At 37.7% G+C, this 15,022-nt stretch carries 11 protein-coding genes; 1 reads left to right on the top strand and 10 read right to left on the bottom strand.

Annotated elements, in window-relative coordinates:
- Positions 1 to 102: 102 nt before the first annotated feature.
- Entirely contained in the window at positions 103 to 252 is a 150-nt protein-coding gene (locus SOLCA_RS23045; RefSeq protein WP_014679416.1) for a lmo0937 family membrane protein, read from the top strand.
- A gap of 250 nt (positions 253 to 502) precedes the next feature.
- On the opposite strand, the gene SOLCA_RS05285 is transcribed toward SOLCA_RS23045, so the two are convergent.
- From SOLCA_RS05285 to SOLCA_RS05240, 10 genes are all read right to left on the bottom strand, one after another.
- Positions 503 to 844, bottom strand: coding sequence for a hypothetical protein (locus tag SOLCA_RS05285; RefSeq protein WP_157604517.1), 342 nt, complete (start codon positions 842 to 844; stop codon positions 503 to 505).
- Complete coding sequence (locus SOLCA_RS05280) at positions 819 to 1,193, bottom strand: phage holin family protein (protein WP_014679414.1); 375 nt, start codon at positions 1,191 to 1,193, stop codon at positions 819 to 821. The genes SOLCA_RS05285 and SOLCA_RS05280 overlap by 26 nt, the downstream gene beginning before the upstream one ends.
- A gap of 91 nt (positions 1,194 to 1,284) precedes the next feature.
- Positions 1,285 to 2,025 (bottom strand): MlaD family protein, encoded by a 741-nt coding sequence (locus SOLCA_RS05275; protein ID WP_014679413.1) that lies wholly within the window; start codon positions 2,023 to 2,025, stop codon positions 1,285 to 1,287.
- Positions 2,018 to 2,821, bottom strand: a complete 804-nt coding sequence (locus SOLCA_RS05270; RefSeq protein ID WP_014679412.1) for an ABC transporter ATP-binding protein — start codon at positions 2,819 to 2,821, stop codon at positions 2,018 to 2,020. Before SOLCA_RS05270 ends, SOLCA_RS05275 begins: the two co-directional genes overlap by 8 nt.
- Positions 2,821 to 3,639: an MlaE family ABC transporter permease gene (locus tag SOLCA_RS05265; protein ID WP_014679411.1), complete on the bottom strand. Its 819-nt coding sequence runs from the start codon at positions 3,637 to 3,639 to the stop codon at positions 2,821 to 2,823. The genes SOLCA_RS05270 and SOLCA_RS05265 overlap by 1 nt, the downstream gene beginning before the upstream one ends.
- Positions 3,640 to 3,709: 70 nt before the next feature.
- Positions 3,710 to 6,022, bottom strand: coding sequence for a translocation and assembly module lipoprotein TamL (gene tamL, locus SOLCA_RS05260; RefSeq protein ID WP_014679410.1), 2,313 nt, complete (start codon positions 6,020 to 6,022; stop codon positions 3,710 to 3,712).
- Positions 6,022 to 11,115 (bottom strand): translocation/assembly module TamB domain-containing protein, encoded by a 5,094-nt coding sequence (locus SOLCA_RS05255; RefSeq protein WP_014679409.1) that lies wholly within the window; start codon positions 11,113 to 11,115, stop codon positions 6,022 to 6,024. Before SOLCA_RS05255 ends, tamL begins: the two co-directional genes overlap by 1 nt.
- A gap of 136 nt (positions 11,116 to 11,251) precedes the next feature.
- A complete protein-coding gene (locus SOLCA_RS05250; protein ID WP_042479350.1) occupies positions 11,252 to 11,455 on the bottom strand; it encodes a hypothetical protein in 204 nt (67 codons plus the stop codon).
- A gap of 360 nt (positions 11,456 to 11,815) precedes the next feature.
- Entirely contained in the window at positions 11,816 to 13,582 is a 1,767-nt protein-coding gene (locus SOLCA_RS05245; RefSeq protein ID WP_245536752.1) for a cellulase family glycosylhydrolase, read from the bottom strand.
- 6 nt (positions 13,583 to 13,588) lie between these two features.
- Positions 13,589 to 14,992 carry a glycoside hydrolase family 30 protein gene (locus SOLCA_RS05240; protein ID WP_014679407.1) on the bottom strand — a complete coding sequence of 468 codons (1,404 nt, stop codon included), beginning with the start codon at positions 14,990 to 14,992 and terminating at the stop codon, positions 13,589 to 13,591.
- Between the last annotated feature and the right edge of the window lie 30 nt (positions 14,993 to 15,022).

Raw genomic sequence — 15,022 nt, 5'->3', positions numbered from 1 at the left:
AAATACTGCTTTTCACAACAATACCCCCCGGTTACCGTTTATTATACTTTTTTATTGGCAGTGGCATAAATATTTCAATAGTGTTGTTAAGGATTTGAATTTATGAAAACGACGCTAAATCTCATTGCAGCAATTTTGCTGATTGGTTGGATTCTGGGAATAACAGTAGAAGGTACCGGAAAAGTAATACACTTACTTTTGATTTTATCGATTATTTCTGTTGCTCTTAGTTTGTTTCACAAAACACCGTAACTAAAAATGCTCTCAATAATAAGTTCTTATTTACCGGACATTTTTTCTAACTCTTAATCCATACTTATGAAAAGGAAGAAAAAAGAATTCGAATTTAAGCTGAAACACCTTATCATTTTTGCCATCATTACCATCTTTTTTATGGTAAGTTCCTTTAGTGAATGGTAGTTTCGATTCTTCTGTTAGCAGAAGAGTAAAAAGTTAAACACTTTAGTTTTAATTGGTTTTTAAAGGTCGTTTTTACGGCCTTTTATTTTTTCTCCTTACTGCCTTTTGATTTCCCTCGAAACAATCTGGAAACAAGTGAAGCTGCCACACTTAGCACACCTACTTTGGGTCCTCCAATAACAGTTGAAGCTACAAACGGCAAGGCAGCCTTTGCACCCTTTGCCAATAACCCAACTGTGCTTAATTTTCCATCTTTATTACCCGAAAATGCACCCAAAATATTAGTTAATGGCTTAATATGTTGTTTAAGATCGTTCAACTCTTCCTTAATCAATAGCTCATTCTGATATTTTAACACTTCTAATCTTTTTCGTTCCTCATAGAGATCCTGCAAGGATTCAATTTTGCTTAGCCTGCTCATCATTTTTTGATTTAAATAATATTCTTATAAACACATTGACCAACGGTTTTTCTACGATACCGTCCTTTATGAAGAAAGTGATTAACCCTATTAGTAGGTAACCTGCTGCCACTACCAAAAAACCTTGCCATAGACTATTATATAGTGTGCCTAAGTAAAATGCAAGCCCTATGGTAGCAAATACCACGAACAAAAGCATTATTACTATCAAAATACCTCTTGTGATAATGGTTGCTGCCGCCTTGGCTACATTTTCGTTAACCTGAAGTGTCAAAAGATCAATCTTCAATTCCAATTGTCGTTTCAATTTGTCGGTTAAACTATGTAACTGAAATATTTTTTCCTCTTCCATGTTATTATTGATTTGGTAATAAACTATCGAACACGTTTTATAATAAAAAGCATTATTAGAGCGACTCTAAATAACGGTTAACTTTTTGGACTCAATCCCGGTTCTTTTCGTTGTCATTTTCTTTTGATTTCTGTAGACTATCAACTTTTCTTTCTTTTTGTTTTTGAGTTTCTTTTTCCTTTTTCCTGTAATATCCTCTGAGTAAAAAATTACTTTTTAGGGCATTCATATTTTCCTCAAATCCTTTAGTACCCTTTTCTACATTCTTCATCGTTCCCTTTATATCATCTGCTATTTCATCATCATAAATCAAACGGCCAAGAGAACCTTTTCCTTTGGTGACTTGCCCAGTTATTGCCGCCAAATCATTTGTAATTTGCGATGCATTTCCAGCTATATCTCCAATTTGGTTGATGATTTTGTCCATATCCATGGGTTCTGCACTTATCAATCTTCCTCCGGGCTGAATCGGTTGCGAAGAAATTTTACCGGGAGTAATAACGATCATTTTGTCGCCCATTAAACCTTCCGATCCTATACTTGCAACGGCATCCCTTTTAATAAACTTTCTCACTTTTTCCTCAATTTGCATGTCCACCCGCACTGTGCTATCAGTTACCAGTTCTATCCGTTCTACAATACCTACGGTAATTCCCGAAAATCTCACATTATTGCCAACCTGTAACCCTCCAATATTTTTGTAGAAAGCTGTAACGTAAAAAGTACTGCTAAACAACTTTTGATTACGACCAATCATAAAAACAGCCACAACAATTAACAGGAATGTTAAAAGCACAAAAAAGCCCAGTTTTATTTTCTTTACATTATCCATATGATCTAACGTTATCAAAAAATGAATGCACAAATTCATCATCTGATTTTTCCAATTCTTCAAATAACCCTTCAGCTATGCATTCACCCTCTTTAAGCACCACAATACGATTATGCGTTGTACGTGCACAAGCCAGGTCATGCGTAATGATAATGGAAGATGTGTTGTATTTCTTTTGCACCTCAAGTATCAGCTCACTTATTTCAGCAGCTGTGATCGGATCAAGGCCTGTTGTTGGTTCGTCATAAAGCATAATCTCCGGTTTAAGTATAAGCGTTCTGCCAAGGGCCACTCTCTTTCGCATCCCTCCTGATAGGTCGGCCGGCATTTTATCAATTGCATCCGTTAATCCTACTGCATCCAACACCTCTTTGACCAATGAATCGGTTTCTTCTTTATTAAGATTCTCCTTCTGCCGCTGTAAAGGAAATTCAAGATTTTCCCGAACCGACATGGAGTCATACAAAGCCGAATTTTGAAACAGAAAGCCGATTCTTTTTCTTAAAGCGAGCAGTTCATCTTCATTTAAGTCAGTTACCTCTTGATTAAAAACCTTAAGCACACCACTTTCGGGAGTCAACAAACCAACTATACACTTGATTAACACCGACTTACCGTGGCCAGATTTCCCCAACATTACCAAATTTTCTCCTTTCCAAAGCTCAAGATTGATGTCTTTCAGCACTACTTTTTCTCCAAAAGACTTTGAAAGATGTTTGATCTCCAATACTTTTTCAAGAGTATCTTCCGCCTGTGGACTTACTTTTGGTTCAATATGTTGCTTACTACTGCTCATTATGCATACAATACATTGGTTATTTGTACCGCTATCATGTCTATTAAAAATATGCAGATGGAAGAAGTTACCACTGCAGAATTTGCGGCGGCACCAACGCTTTCGGTACCACTATTGGCGTTATAACCTTTAAAACAACCGATAAAACCAATGGTAAACCCGAACAACACACTTTTGATAAAGGCCGGGATTAAATCAGTAAAATCAAGTGAATCAAAGGCTTTGCTAAAGAAAAGAATCGCACTCATATCTGAATTGATATTGACCGCCACATAACCACCAACAAATGAGATCGCATCAGAAAGTATGACCAATAAAGGAATAGTTACTGTAGAGGCCAAAATACGTGTTACAACCAGGTATTTCATCGGATTAGAACCTGAAACTTCCATGGCATCAATCTGTTCTGTTACTTTCATACTACCTAATTCAGCCCCAATACCGGAGGCTACTCGTCCAGCACAAATCAAAGAAGTTATTACAGGACCAATCTCCCGAACGATAGAAATAGATACCATACCCGGAAGCCAAGATTCAGCTCCAAAATCTGATAATGTAGGTTGTGATTGAAGTGTGAGAACCAACCCCATGATAAAGGCTGTTAGAGAAACTAAACCAATAGAGCGGTAGCCGATCTCATAGCTCTGCCGTAAAAATTCCGTCCATTCAAATCCCCTTTTAAAGGTATTCTTCAAAAAGTACCCTGTGAACTGAAGCATACCTCCAAGTTCGGTAAGGAAATTTTGAAACGTTAACGGCACATATTGTAAGACCATCTCAACTGTGCTTATCGCTTTATTATCAGGCACTTGTTTCATAAGGTAATAGTTTCAAAAAACATACCACCCCCAAACTCAACTGCCTACAACTTAAGCAAGTAGAATGAAGTTAGAATGGATAACCAATAGCAATATTCAAGATCAAATTATCATTTCGCCATTGCTTGCTACCAAAATCGATTTCATCAATTACCCACCGTTGTCCATCGGGCAAATAAGGCTTACGAAGCGGAAAAGCTCCATCAAACCGTAATACAAAAACAGATACATCAATACGTAAACCGGCGCCTGCACTTACAGCCAGCTCATTAAAGAATTGACCAGCCCTGAACTTGCCTCCGGGTATTTGCGGATTCTCATTTACCAGCCAGATATTACCTACATCCACAAAAACAGCTCCTCTGACAACACTAAACAGCTTTGCCCTTAACTCAGTATTCAACTCAAATTTTATATCGCCAGCCTGATCAGGAAAAGTAGCATCGGTTTCAGGCGGAAAAGTACCCGGCCCCAAGGTTCGGGCTCTGAAACCACGCACGCTATTACTACCTCCACTATAAAACTGTTTTAGGTAAGGCATGGCCGATGAGTTGCCATAAGCATAACCAAAGCCCATAAACATACGATTGGCCCAGGTAACATTAGGGCGGAAGTTCCAATAATACCGACCATCAACATATGCCCGTGCATACTGAGAGAATGGAGTGCCAAAAATCTTTCCCGGGTTTTCAGCAGATTCCTTACCACCTATCAGTAACCCCATTAGATTACCAGCCAGATCAATATTGGCATTCACGTAAAAATTATTAACTCTTCTTGTTTCTAACTGATTGGTAAGAATATAATTATAATTGGTCCCAATAATAAACTGCTTCATAAAGCTCGTCTGCAAGGTGGGATCAGTTAGCAGCAAACTATCGAACTTTGCAGTGGTATTTGACGGCTGCACATAGCTTATAGAAACGAGATTAAATGTATGCTCTTTACGGGTCGACTCTTTCCAGTTATAGCCAAAAATTAAACTGGCCGAATTAAGGGTATAATACTCTTGTCGGGTTAAGATTTGATAACTGGCTGATACTTTCGTTTTGGGTGCAAAAGCACCCGCTTCATTAATTCTAGGAATAGGTGTTATAAACCGAGGAAAAAACAAACTTGCTTCAGTAGTTAATGAATAAGAATTTAATGCCGGGGCGCTACCGTTTACCTGTGTTTCAAAACCTCCTGCAACACTTAAATTAAATTGCTCTGCACCACGTAAAAAGTTTCGGTTACGGGCTTCCACTTTAAGTTCGGACCCCACATAGCTGTTAGATTTTGAGGTTCCTGTTACTTCAAAACGCAATGATCTTTTAGGTGAAGGAGTAAGATAGAAATCAGCGTTAAGCAAGCGTGAAATGCTGTCGACATCTGTAAGTTGCAGTTTTACAAATTTGAATGCACCTAGGTTAACCAATCTGTTTAACGACAGATTGTGATCTTTACGTGTATAAAGTTTGTTCTTTTCCAGGAAAATGGAACGATCAAAGGTTATGGGTCTAAACGTTTTGTTGGGATCAACTATGTTATAGCCCTCATATACGGTGGCATTTTTTAAATCGACGGAACTATCTTGATCTGCAGAATAGTTCGGAAAAATATTAATATTATTAATGCGATAGGTATGCAGCCCTTTGTCGGGAGCATCCTTTTTTACTTTTATATAAATGTTAACGGTATTATTCCGGTGAGAACTGTCGACCTGCATAATCAGGTAATCCGGACCAAAGTAGAAATATCCCTTTTCCTTAAGCTCAGCATCAATCCGAACACGTTCTTCCTTAATAATCTCAAAAATAAATGGGTCACCTTTTTTCAGCAGCGTTTGTTTTGCAGTTTCACGGATATAGGTATTCAATGAATCTGAATCGCTCGGAAATACTACTTCTTTAATTTTATACCGGTCTCCGGGGTTTACGGTAAAGGTAACCGTTACCCGCTTACGTCTATCTACTGTATCCGCATTAACAGTTGCATTAAAATAGCCCTGGTTTTCCAGGTAATTGGTTAACACATCGATATTACGTTTTAAGTTAACGCTGCTAAATAAAACAGGAGGTTCTCCAAACTTCTTCTTTAAAAAATAATTGAGCCCTTTGCCTTTGGGTTCTTTGGCAATGTTGTAGGCGTATAATTTTACCCGCATTCCTAATATTTTACTATTAGGCTGGGGACGCACCATTTCCGCTAAGGTGGAAGTTTTTACTTTACTTTTAGTGTGTTTTTCAAACTTTACATTCAAATCAGTAAAAAGCTTTTCTCCCTTGGGCAAATAACGTGTATTACTACACCCAACGAACAGTATCCCTCCCATCAGCAATAATAAAACTTTAATTAAGGCAACTGGACCAATGGTATGATATGTATGTCTCCTTAAATACATTAGTTATTACCCCCAGAATTTGACTGCCGACTTTTTAATGTATCTGATTTTATCTCTGTAGCCTCATTTCTTTTTCTTCCCGAACGCTTTCCTTTCTTTTTCGATTTGTCTTTACTCTTTTGAAAAAGCTCTTTAAACTTATCATAGTCCATTGTTAATATAAAACTAAGTCCCGTTTCAATTACCTGGCCTTCAATAATACTTTCATATTCATCTTTTCGATAAGCCCGCAGTTTATATCTGCCATCTCTGGAAATAAGGTACTCGATAGATACGTCGCCGGCAATATTGGTAGTTTTACGGTTAGAAACTTCTTCGCCTTCCAATTCAAAATTACTTCCTACATACACAGTGGTACGCCCTCCAAACAATTGCTTAGATACACCTACATTTAAATCTGTCCGGTTTTCAAGCTGACCACTAGAGTAGTCTTCCTCACTCTGCAAATCAAAAGTCAGGTCAACTCCCTTAATGAGGTCGCCGGCCAGATTATTCAGTTGTTGGCTCAGTAATTTACTGGCGCTTTGGCGTGCTATGCCTTCTACACCACTTCCCCCACCTTCTAAGCTGCTAAACGGATTGGACGCGATGAATCGGTTCATCACCAACAGCCCCAAAACCTGTTTATTTAATTCCGACTCATCGAGGTTGATCTGCTTAATACGATTGTAAACATTGGTACTGATAGCGTAACGAGTACGTTCCTCTTCAGGAATATCTAGCGCAAAGGAAATTTCAGGATGCATTAATTCATTCTTGATGTACAATTCAACCTCGAATGGAAGCTTTTGCTTATACTTGTTTTTATCTTCGGCAGTTCCTGATGCCACCTGACTTTCAAATAGTTCCATGGCAGAGGTTTCTGTTTTATAAACAGCTGTTATATCAACGTTTGCTGAAGTCGGCTCTCCGGTCCACGTGATGCTGCTACCTTCTTTAATATCAAATTTTCGCCTTACGATTCCGGAAATTGACAGATTATAAGCACCTTCGCTGATCTGGTAAGTGCCAGTCAGACTTAGTTTGCCACTTAAGTCCATGGTGGCATTCATCAACGCTGTACCCTTAACACGAAGATTATCTCCGCTTTGCTGATCAATTATGAGCACTAGTTCAGCATCTTTATCAACTTCGATATTGGCGCTCAACTCAAAACCCTTAAAGGTTGTTCTGGCAACGGTTGTATCCGGATCTTCATAGGTTAAATAAATACCCTTTCGGATAAGATCCATATCTACAAATTCAATAACACCTTCTCTGTCAACAACACTTGGAGTGCCGGTTGGCAATACAACAGTAAGTATTGATTTTTCACGAAGTTTAGCGTTAACATCTACCTTAGGCTGATCAATCGTACCGGTTATTTTAATATCACTATCAATGTAAACCGGACCATAATACAAGTCGTTGTTATTTTGCTTTGTATTTAAAGCCCTAAAATTATCAGTTGTAACGTGGAGTCCGAACTTATAATCACGGAACGTTCTGGTGTATACATAACCATCAATTACAGCATCATTTCTGGCAGAATCACTAATAGTAAACTGATCAAATTTGATTCCCTGATCATCAAATTGGATACGCTCATTACGCAGTGTAAAGTAAGAATTGAGATAAGAAAGGATAAAACCGGTCCGATTAAATGTTACCGATCCATTAACATCCGGCTGATCAACGGTACCTTTTACCAAAAGGTTTCCATTAATTGTCCCGGTGGCATTTCGTAGCTGTCCGAAAGTAAAACTCTCCACCGAACTCATGTTGAGCTTGTTAATGGCAAGATTCAAATCAAATGAGCTTTGAGGTTGTGTGAAGTAAGTTCCATCCAGCTGCACATCATTGCCTTCTCCGGTTATACTCACATTAGCAACATACGCATTGGCTTGCTTATTATTTACTTTAATAGTTATATCACCCACCTTGCTGGATTTAAACCTGAACGTCTCCACCTTTAAATCCGCAACAAAAACAGGACTACTCATTACATTTTCAATCAATGCATTCCCGTTTAAAACACCACTTACAGCAGCACTATCCTGTTCAGCTATTTTAGAAAGCGTTTCCAGATTAAATTGATTAAATGTAACCGTTAATGGCGTACCAGCAGTTCCCTCTTGTGAATCAATGGTTAGTGATTCTTCGTTCTGAGCGATTTTGAGCTTATTAACAATTAAACTGGTGGGAGCGTAGTTGATCTTGTTATCTTCAGACACTTGCCAGTTTTCATAGTTGAGCAATAGCTTTTTGCCCAATACAAACTCGTATTTACTCTTCAATGCCTTTAATTGCACCTCCATGAAATACTTTTCTTTATCTTTATCATCCTTGACACTCAAATTGATTGTTGCCATATTATTTTTTGCATCGCCAGAAATCTGAGTTGCATGAATAGTAATTTCGGGATGAGTCAATTGTTCTAACGAAAGATTATAAGAAAGCTTCGCTGAATCTGTTTTTATATTAAGTTTCAAACTATCTATAGCAATATTACTATAAGTAATCATCGGGAAATTGGCATTTACACTTAGCTGACCTTGCTGTGAATTTAGATTGGCCTTAATATAGCCTGTTTGAAAACGAGAGAGCGACGGAAGCAGTTCTTTTAGGAACTTAGGATATACTAAAACAGCATTCAGCTCAGCAATCTGGGGTTCTGTTTTTCCTTTTTGAGCTTCAACTGTAGACGACTGATTAATGTACTTACTTACTATTTGATCAATAGCATCTCCCAGTTTTGAGAGTTGGTATTTTCCTTTAAGTGTAGCTGTAATAATGGGTGATTGAAGATCGATCCTGTTGCTATCTGCAGTGCTTTTTGCCACCAGTTGAATAGAGTCAATTGGAAACGATTGTTTTTCTTTTAACACCAGGAAGTTAAAAAGATCTACCCGGCCATTTAAATAATCGACATCTGCTGAAGGTAAATCAGCATTAATTTCACCTCTGAACTTAATATTTTTATCACTTAAGTTTAATGCAGTAAGATTTATGCTATCAATAATACCGCTTAGCTTTATTGCTGGATATTTTTGCTGCAAACTCACCAAACCTCTAAAATTAAAACTCACATTCGGATCTGCGATTTGCGCTTGAGCCTGCAATTCCTTGTTTCTAAAAGAAGCCTCTAAATCTAAATTACGATAGTCATATCCTTTTAATCCGGCACTTTTTATGATCCCTTTCAATTGCGTATCAGCTGTATTGACGGTGGTACCGATTCCAACCAATGAAGCCTCTAATGATATGCTTCCTAATGTTTCTTCATTTTTGAGCAATTGGCCAACATTGAGATGATCCAGAACAACATGGGCAGTATAGCGTTCAGCTCCTTCAGCTTTTCCATTCAGCATCAATGCGTTAAGTTTTGCATTCCCGGAAGTGGTCAGCAGCTGAAGATGGGTTTTAAAGTTTTCCATTGAACCCTTAAAATCTCCACTTAAAGAAAGTTTATCCGGAATTCGTACCGATGAAGATATATAATGAGCAGGAACTAAGCGATCAATATCTGATTTACTGGTGGTAAACTGTTTCAGGTCAATATCAAAAACACCTTTTGTTGCTTTGGGCATGCCTTTTATATTGGCATTTAACGAAAGTTGGGTTTGTGTTCCGGCATTGAGAAGAAAATCCCTCACAGTTAAATCACTAACCTTACCTTTTACCGAACCTTTTATAACAATTACTTGGTCGATAATTTTCTTAAAATCTGGATTTGCTGCAAGTTGTGGTTGAAAATATAGCACATCACGAATACCCAACTTCAAATTCCTGATGTCTGCATTTACTCCTAACAAACCAATGTCTTTTGAAACAGCTTCTATTGAAGGATAAGAAACTTCCAATGAATTATCGATCTGTGTATAATTAGTAACCAGTTTAAAATTATGCAATGCAGCATGTTGATTATCATACATTGCATTGGCCGACAACCTCTGCAATCGAATCCCACTCTTTTCATTAAACGAGATGTTATTAATCGCTGCACTGATTGCATTTGAACTATACTGAATATCGTCCACATCAATCAACAAACCAGTTACCTGCAAGTGATTAAAATCCATGCCCTGAGTTACTGGCTTTACCGGATTGTTATCATATTTCAGTGCTGTGTTTTTCACCGAAAGTTTATTTATTCCGACTTGCCAATTAGTCGCTGTAGAAGTTTCTGGTTTATCCGGCTTTTTCGTTTCTGTTGAGTCAACTTTATCCAAAGAAACAATTGCCGATGCGTTATTCAATGCTATATCCCTGATGCTAACGACTTGTTTTTGAAGATCTATTTCCTTGAAATCAGCAGTCAAATCACCAACTTTTAAAGCAGAAGCCAATCCTGATACATCATCTTTATACAACAGGTTAATATTTGACAGCGCAATTTTCTCTAATCCGGTTTCAGGCATCGGGGTATTATCCTCCTTCACATTTTCAGTTGCTTTAGTTGCCTCCAACCCTTTTCGTTGAAATAAATGTCCGGAAACATTCTCTAATTGGATTTTACCAATCCTATAGGTTGGATTTTCCAGGTAAAAGTCTTTGATAGTTGTTTCCAGCTTACCCAAATAAAGCAAGGCATCATTACCTGTAACATCATCATCATAAGTAAGGTAAATATTCTTCAGTTCTATCTTCCCTAGTGAAAAAGTTAATGGCGTACTTTCGGAAGTATCGGTTTCTTTCTTAGCGGTATCTGCCGAAGAAAAAGCTTTGGTGATAAAGGCAAAGTTAAAAGCTGTATCGGGTAGTTTACGGTAAACGTGAGCTGTTAGGTTTTCTAACGAAGCATGTTGGACATCGATTTTATTATTCAAGAGTTGCAACATTCCAATATTCACCTTCAGTTTTCCGGCATAAAGCAGTGTATCCTTTTTCAGGTCTTCAACATAAAAACCTTTAAGTTCAATTGATTTAGGAAATTTGAGATGAATACTTTCAATACGTATTTCTGTATTGGTCTTTTTTTTCAGAAAAGCCACAGCTTTGTCTTTAACAAAACCTTGAACAGCAGGAACGTACAAAACCAAGCAAACCAAAAGCAATAGAAAAGCAACTAGGGCACAAACCCATAGCAGTGTTTTTAAGAGAAAGCGTAACACTTTTTTCAAAATTGCTTATTCTTTTAGGTAGTTCAGGCAAATTATATGCTAAAAACTGATAACGCTTCTTTATCCGGAAAGCATATTCTTTAAAGTTAAAGAATGTAGAAAATCTTCAACAAACTAAAATAGTTATTTAATTGGAGGCAGTTATGAGTTTAGATAGAATATTGATAATCTCCTGACTTTTAAATTGGGCAGTTTTAAACTCTAAGTGTGCATATAAACCTTCCTCAAAATCAGGATCATTTAGTAACTTTTTGAATTCATCTATTAAATAGCTACTTAATTTTTCAGAGACATCATTCAATTTTTCAAACAAGTTCTCTGCATTTTCCAATACACTTCTAATTTTGCTGCTATAAAATATGGCAACGAAAAAATTGATATCTAGTTACCTTCATCAAGAGCGTATTTTGGATTGCATGTTTGAGTCCATCTGGATACCATTTATTACTAAAACCAATTGCATCGGGAGTGGTTGGCATGATAGATGCCCTGTATCCGGTATCTGCAAATTATACCAGATTCTATATCATTAATAAATCCAATAGCTCTAAGCTTTTCATCTAAAATGGAATAATCTGCATAACTGGCAAGTTCAATTACAACATCAACATCCTCAGTATGGCGAACTTCTGGCGATATTTCAATTCGCGAATCGCGAATTGAGGATTACCGTTTAAAACCTGAATCTAACTTACTTTATCCGATCAAACTGAATGCCTTTAAAATCGTAACCACCCTTATTTGCCATTACCACAAGCTTATTGCTGCCGGCTTTTAATTTTATATATTTAAAAGTGACGTTTGTCCATCTCGCGTTTGTATTTGGTATTGAAATGGCTTTTTCAATTATTCCGTTATGATTAATGGTAATTTCACCACTATCCACACCAGCAGAAACAATTAGTTTAACAGTGTATACGCCTCCTTTTTCAACATTCAGTGTATATTGCAACCACTCGCCGCTTTCTATTGAATAAACATAATAACCATCTTCCCTTTTCTGAATGTCGACACCATCATTCCTATATGAACGCCCCTTATTACCTACTGTATTAACTCCGGGTGTATAATGATAACTTGCCGTATCGGTATCATAGTAGGCAAAACGCTGTCGTCCCAAGTCATAATCAACCGCATTAACGACTGTTCCTGTTTTGATCAGTATATGCTGAAAAGGCTTGGTTTCAGTAGTCTTGACTTGCCTGAACAACGCATCAATAACGTCCTTATGATAAATATTATGTTCAATTCTCAGATTCTCAGCCAATTCTTCTATTGCGGCAAGAGCTTCAGTTGGTGTAGGTCTGGCTGCTTTTCCTGACCAATAATCCAATAAATGCTGGTAACCGGAGGTGATCTTTATTTCCAAAGGATTATTAACACCCATCTTTTTCAATTGCCACCATGCCCAACCGATATCATGACTTTCAACCATTGAAATCAATTCAGTGAACCAAGTATTCGAGTTTTCGCCAGATTCACCTAACCAAAGTGGCATGTTATTTTCCTTTTGTAAATTGAGAAATCCCTGAATACTCTCCAGATTATTGAAGTTTCCATATTTATGAAAGCTCACCACTAAATTATTATCCCATAAAGGCATGATACCATTGTAGTTATTACCAAAAGCATTGCCTTCAATAATGATAATATGCTTTTGATCAACCTCGCGGATTGCTCTTGTGATATCAATCAATAATTTTCGGAGGGGTTTATTCTCTTTTTCAAGGTTGCCAATTTTATCCTTAGGATCGGTAAAGCCCCAGTTGGGTTCATTGATTATATCATAACCCGCTATCCATGTTTCATTAGCATAACGTTCGGCAAGTTTTCTCCAAAGAGCCACGGTTTTTTGCTGATTAGCTTCACTTTCCCAAATAGAAGGTTTTTCAGGCTCCCTGTCGGAAATAGCAAGATCATGACCTTGTCCACCCGGAGCGGCATGCAAATCAAGAATCAGGTAAAGTTTGTTTGCCTTGCACCAGCTTAAAAGGCTATCTGTCACAGTAAAACCCTTCTCAATCCATGTATTCTGTCCTGCTACAGGCTCTTTTTCAATAGGAAGAGTATACAATCCGTAGTGCATCGGTAACCGAACAGAGTTAAATCCCCATTTAGCTAATGAATCAATATCAGCCTTTGTAGTGTGATTAGTCAGCCATTTATTGTAAAATTCCTCTGTTTTTTCCTTCCCGATCAGTTCTTCAATTTTTTCCTTGATCTTATATTGTTGTCCAAAAGAGGAAAGCCGAAACATATAGCCTTCCTGTAACATCCATCCTCCCAAACCCATTCCTCGAAGGATTACTTTATTACCACCTTCGTTTACTATGATTTTTCCATTGGCTTTCAGGAAGCCTTGGGTATATCCACAGAAAGGAATAAAAAAGAGCATGATAAATACCATGCTCATTAGTTTCTTGTTGCTGTCCATTATTTTGAATAAGGATTTTTTCATAAACTGTTACCAAACATACGTTGCGGCAGCTTTTCCATCCAGGGTTAAGGTAGCAATCTGATTATTAAACCTGATATTAAATGTTTGAGCCTCCGATTTATTGTTGTATGCTATCACTACATATTTTCCTGACGGAGTTTTATAGGTCACATTCGGAAGTTCTTCAGATGTATTTGAAGCAATACGAACCGATCCCGGACGAACAAATTTAGCTGCATGCGCGATGGTATAATATGCCGGATTTCTAGTCACTTTATCATTATCAATTGTTACTGCCCCCAAGCACCTGTCGCAACCACCTCTGTCGGTATAAGGTGTATTTTGAGGGTTATTGGAAATGTTCCATTCTAAAACTGTACGACTCCAGTTACGAGGGGCTCCGATAATCATATCTTTTATATGAAAATCAAGTTCTTCTTTCAGATTGCCTGGCGCACCTACCCACTGTTCCGTGAAGTAGAGATTTTTATCAGGGTGTGCATTATGTACCTCTGTTAACGCGTCAATTTTACCCCCGTACAAATGGAATGCTGATCCGTCTACATATTTTTTTGCTTCAGGATCGTTCATGATAGAAATCGGATAGTCTGGGCGATCACAATTATGATCGTACAAAATAATTTTTGTTTTAATTCCGGCTTTCTCAAATGCAGGGCCTAAAGCGGTTTTAACAAAGATGGCTTGGTCAGGAGCTAACATCAACAAGCTTGGATTATTTCCCGGATGCAATGGCTCATTCTGAACGGTAATCGCATAAATATTAATTCCCTCCGTTTTCATGGCCTGCACATATTTAACGAGGTACAAAGCATAGGCCTGATACCATTCCGGTTTTAAGCTGCCACCGCGAGTATCGTTATTGGTTTTCATCCATGTAGGTGGCGACCATGGCGAGCCTAATATTTTAATTTTAGGATTAATAGCCAGGATTTCCTTCAGCACCGGAATTACATCTTTTTTATCTTGCCCTAAATCAAATTTCTTCATTGCCGGATCTGTTTCTCCTGCTGCCAAATCGTTATATGAAAAGACTTTTTCATTTAAATCGGATGCTCCAATACTTACACGAAGAAAACTAGTACCAATATTATGACCATCCGTACCAAAAAGTTCTTTTAACAAGGCTGTCCGCGCAGATTGGCTCATTTTCAAAAAATGTCCGGCACTTCCTCCTGTTAAAGTGTAACCAAACCCATCCATCGATTGATAGGTTTGTTTAGCGTTTACATCAATCGTCGGATAATCATTGGTATTTTTTCCAAAACTTACATTTTCCTTTTGTTTCTCAAACAAAATGGATTTCTCGGGGCTGGTAATCCAGCTTTCAATACCTTTCTTCTGACTAAAACCTAACGTTGCAACACTTGTTAAGACTGCGGTTGCCAAACATGCTTTAATAATTACTTTCATTTTTGAACCTTCCTATGAAAGCCTCATAGC

The sequence above is a fragment of the Solitalea canadensis DSM 3403 genome (assembly GCF_000242635.2).
Classification (GTDB): domain Bacteria; phylum Bacteroidota; class Bacteroidia; order Sphingobacteriales; family Sphingobacteriaceae; genus Solitalea; species Solitalea canadensis.
The sequence above is the reverse complement of the archived record's forward strand: the minus strand, read 5'-3'. Positions and strand labels throughout refer to the sequence as shown.

Coding starts and splice junctions, on each gene's coding strand:
- SOLCA_RS23045 (WP_014679416.1), top strand. CDS start 103: ATGAAAACGACGCTAAATCTCATTGCAGCAATTTTGCTGATTGGTTGG.
- SOLCA_RS05285 (WP_157604517.1), bottom strand. CDS start 844: ATGATGAGCAGGCTAAGCAAAATTGAATCCTTGCAGGATCTCTATGAG.
- SOLCA_RS05280 (WP_014679414.1), bottom strand. CDS start 1,193: ATGGAAGAGGAAAAAATATTTCAGTTACATAGTTTAACCGACAAATTG.
- SOLCA_RS05275 (WP_014679413.1), bottom strand. CDS start 2,025: ATGGATAATGTAAAGAAAATAAAACTGGGCTTTTTTGTGCTTTTAACA.
- SOLCA_RS05270 (WP_014679412.1), bottom strand. CDS start 2,821: ATGAGCAGTAGTAAGCAACATATTGAACCAAAAGTAAGTCCACAGGCG.
- SOLCA_RS05265 (WP_014679411.1), bottom strand. CDS start 3,639: ATGAAACAAGTGCCTGATAATAAAGCGATAAGCACAGTTGAGATGGTC.
- tamL (WP_014679410.1), bottom strand. CDS start 6,022: ATGTATTTAAGGAGACATACATATCATACCATTGGTCCAGTTGCCTTA.
- SOLCA_RS05245 (WP_245536752.1), bottom strand. CDS start 13,582: ATGAAAAAATCCTTATTCAAAATAATGGACAGCAACAAGAAACTAATG.
- SOLCA_RS05240 (WP_014679407.1), bottom strand. CDS start 14,992: ATGAAAGTAATTATTAAAGCATGTTTGGCAACCGCAGTCTTAACAAGT.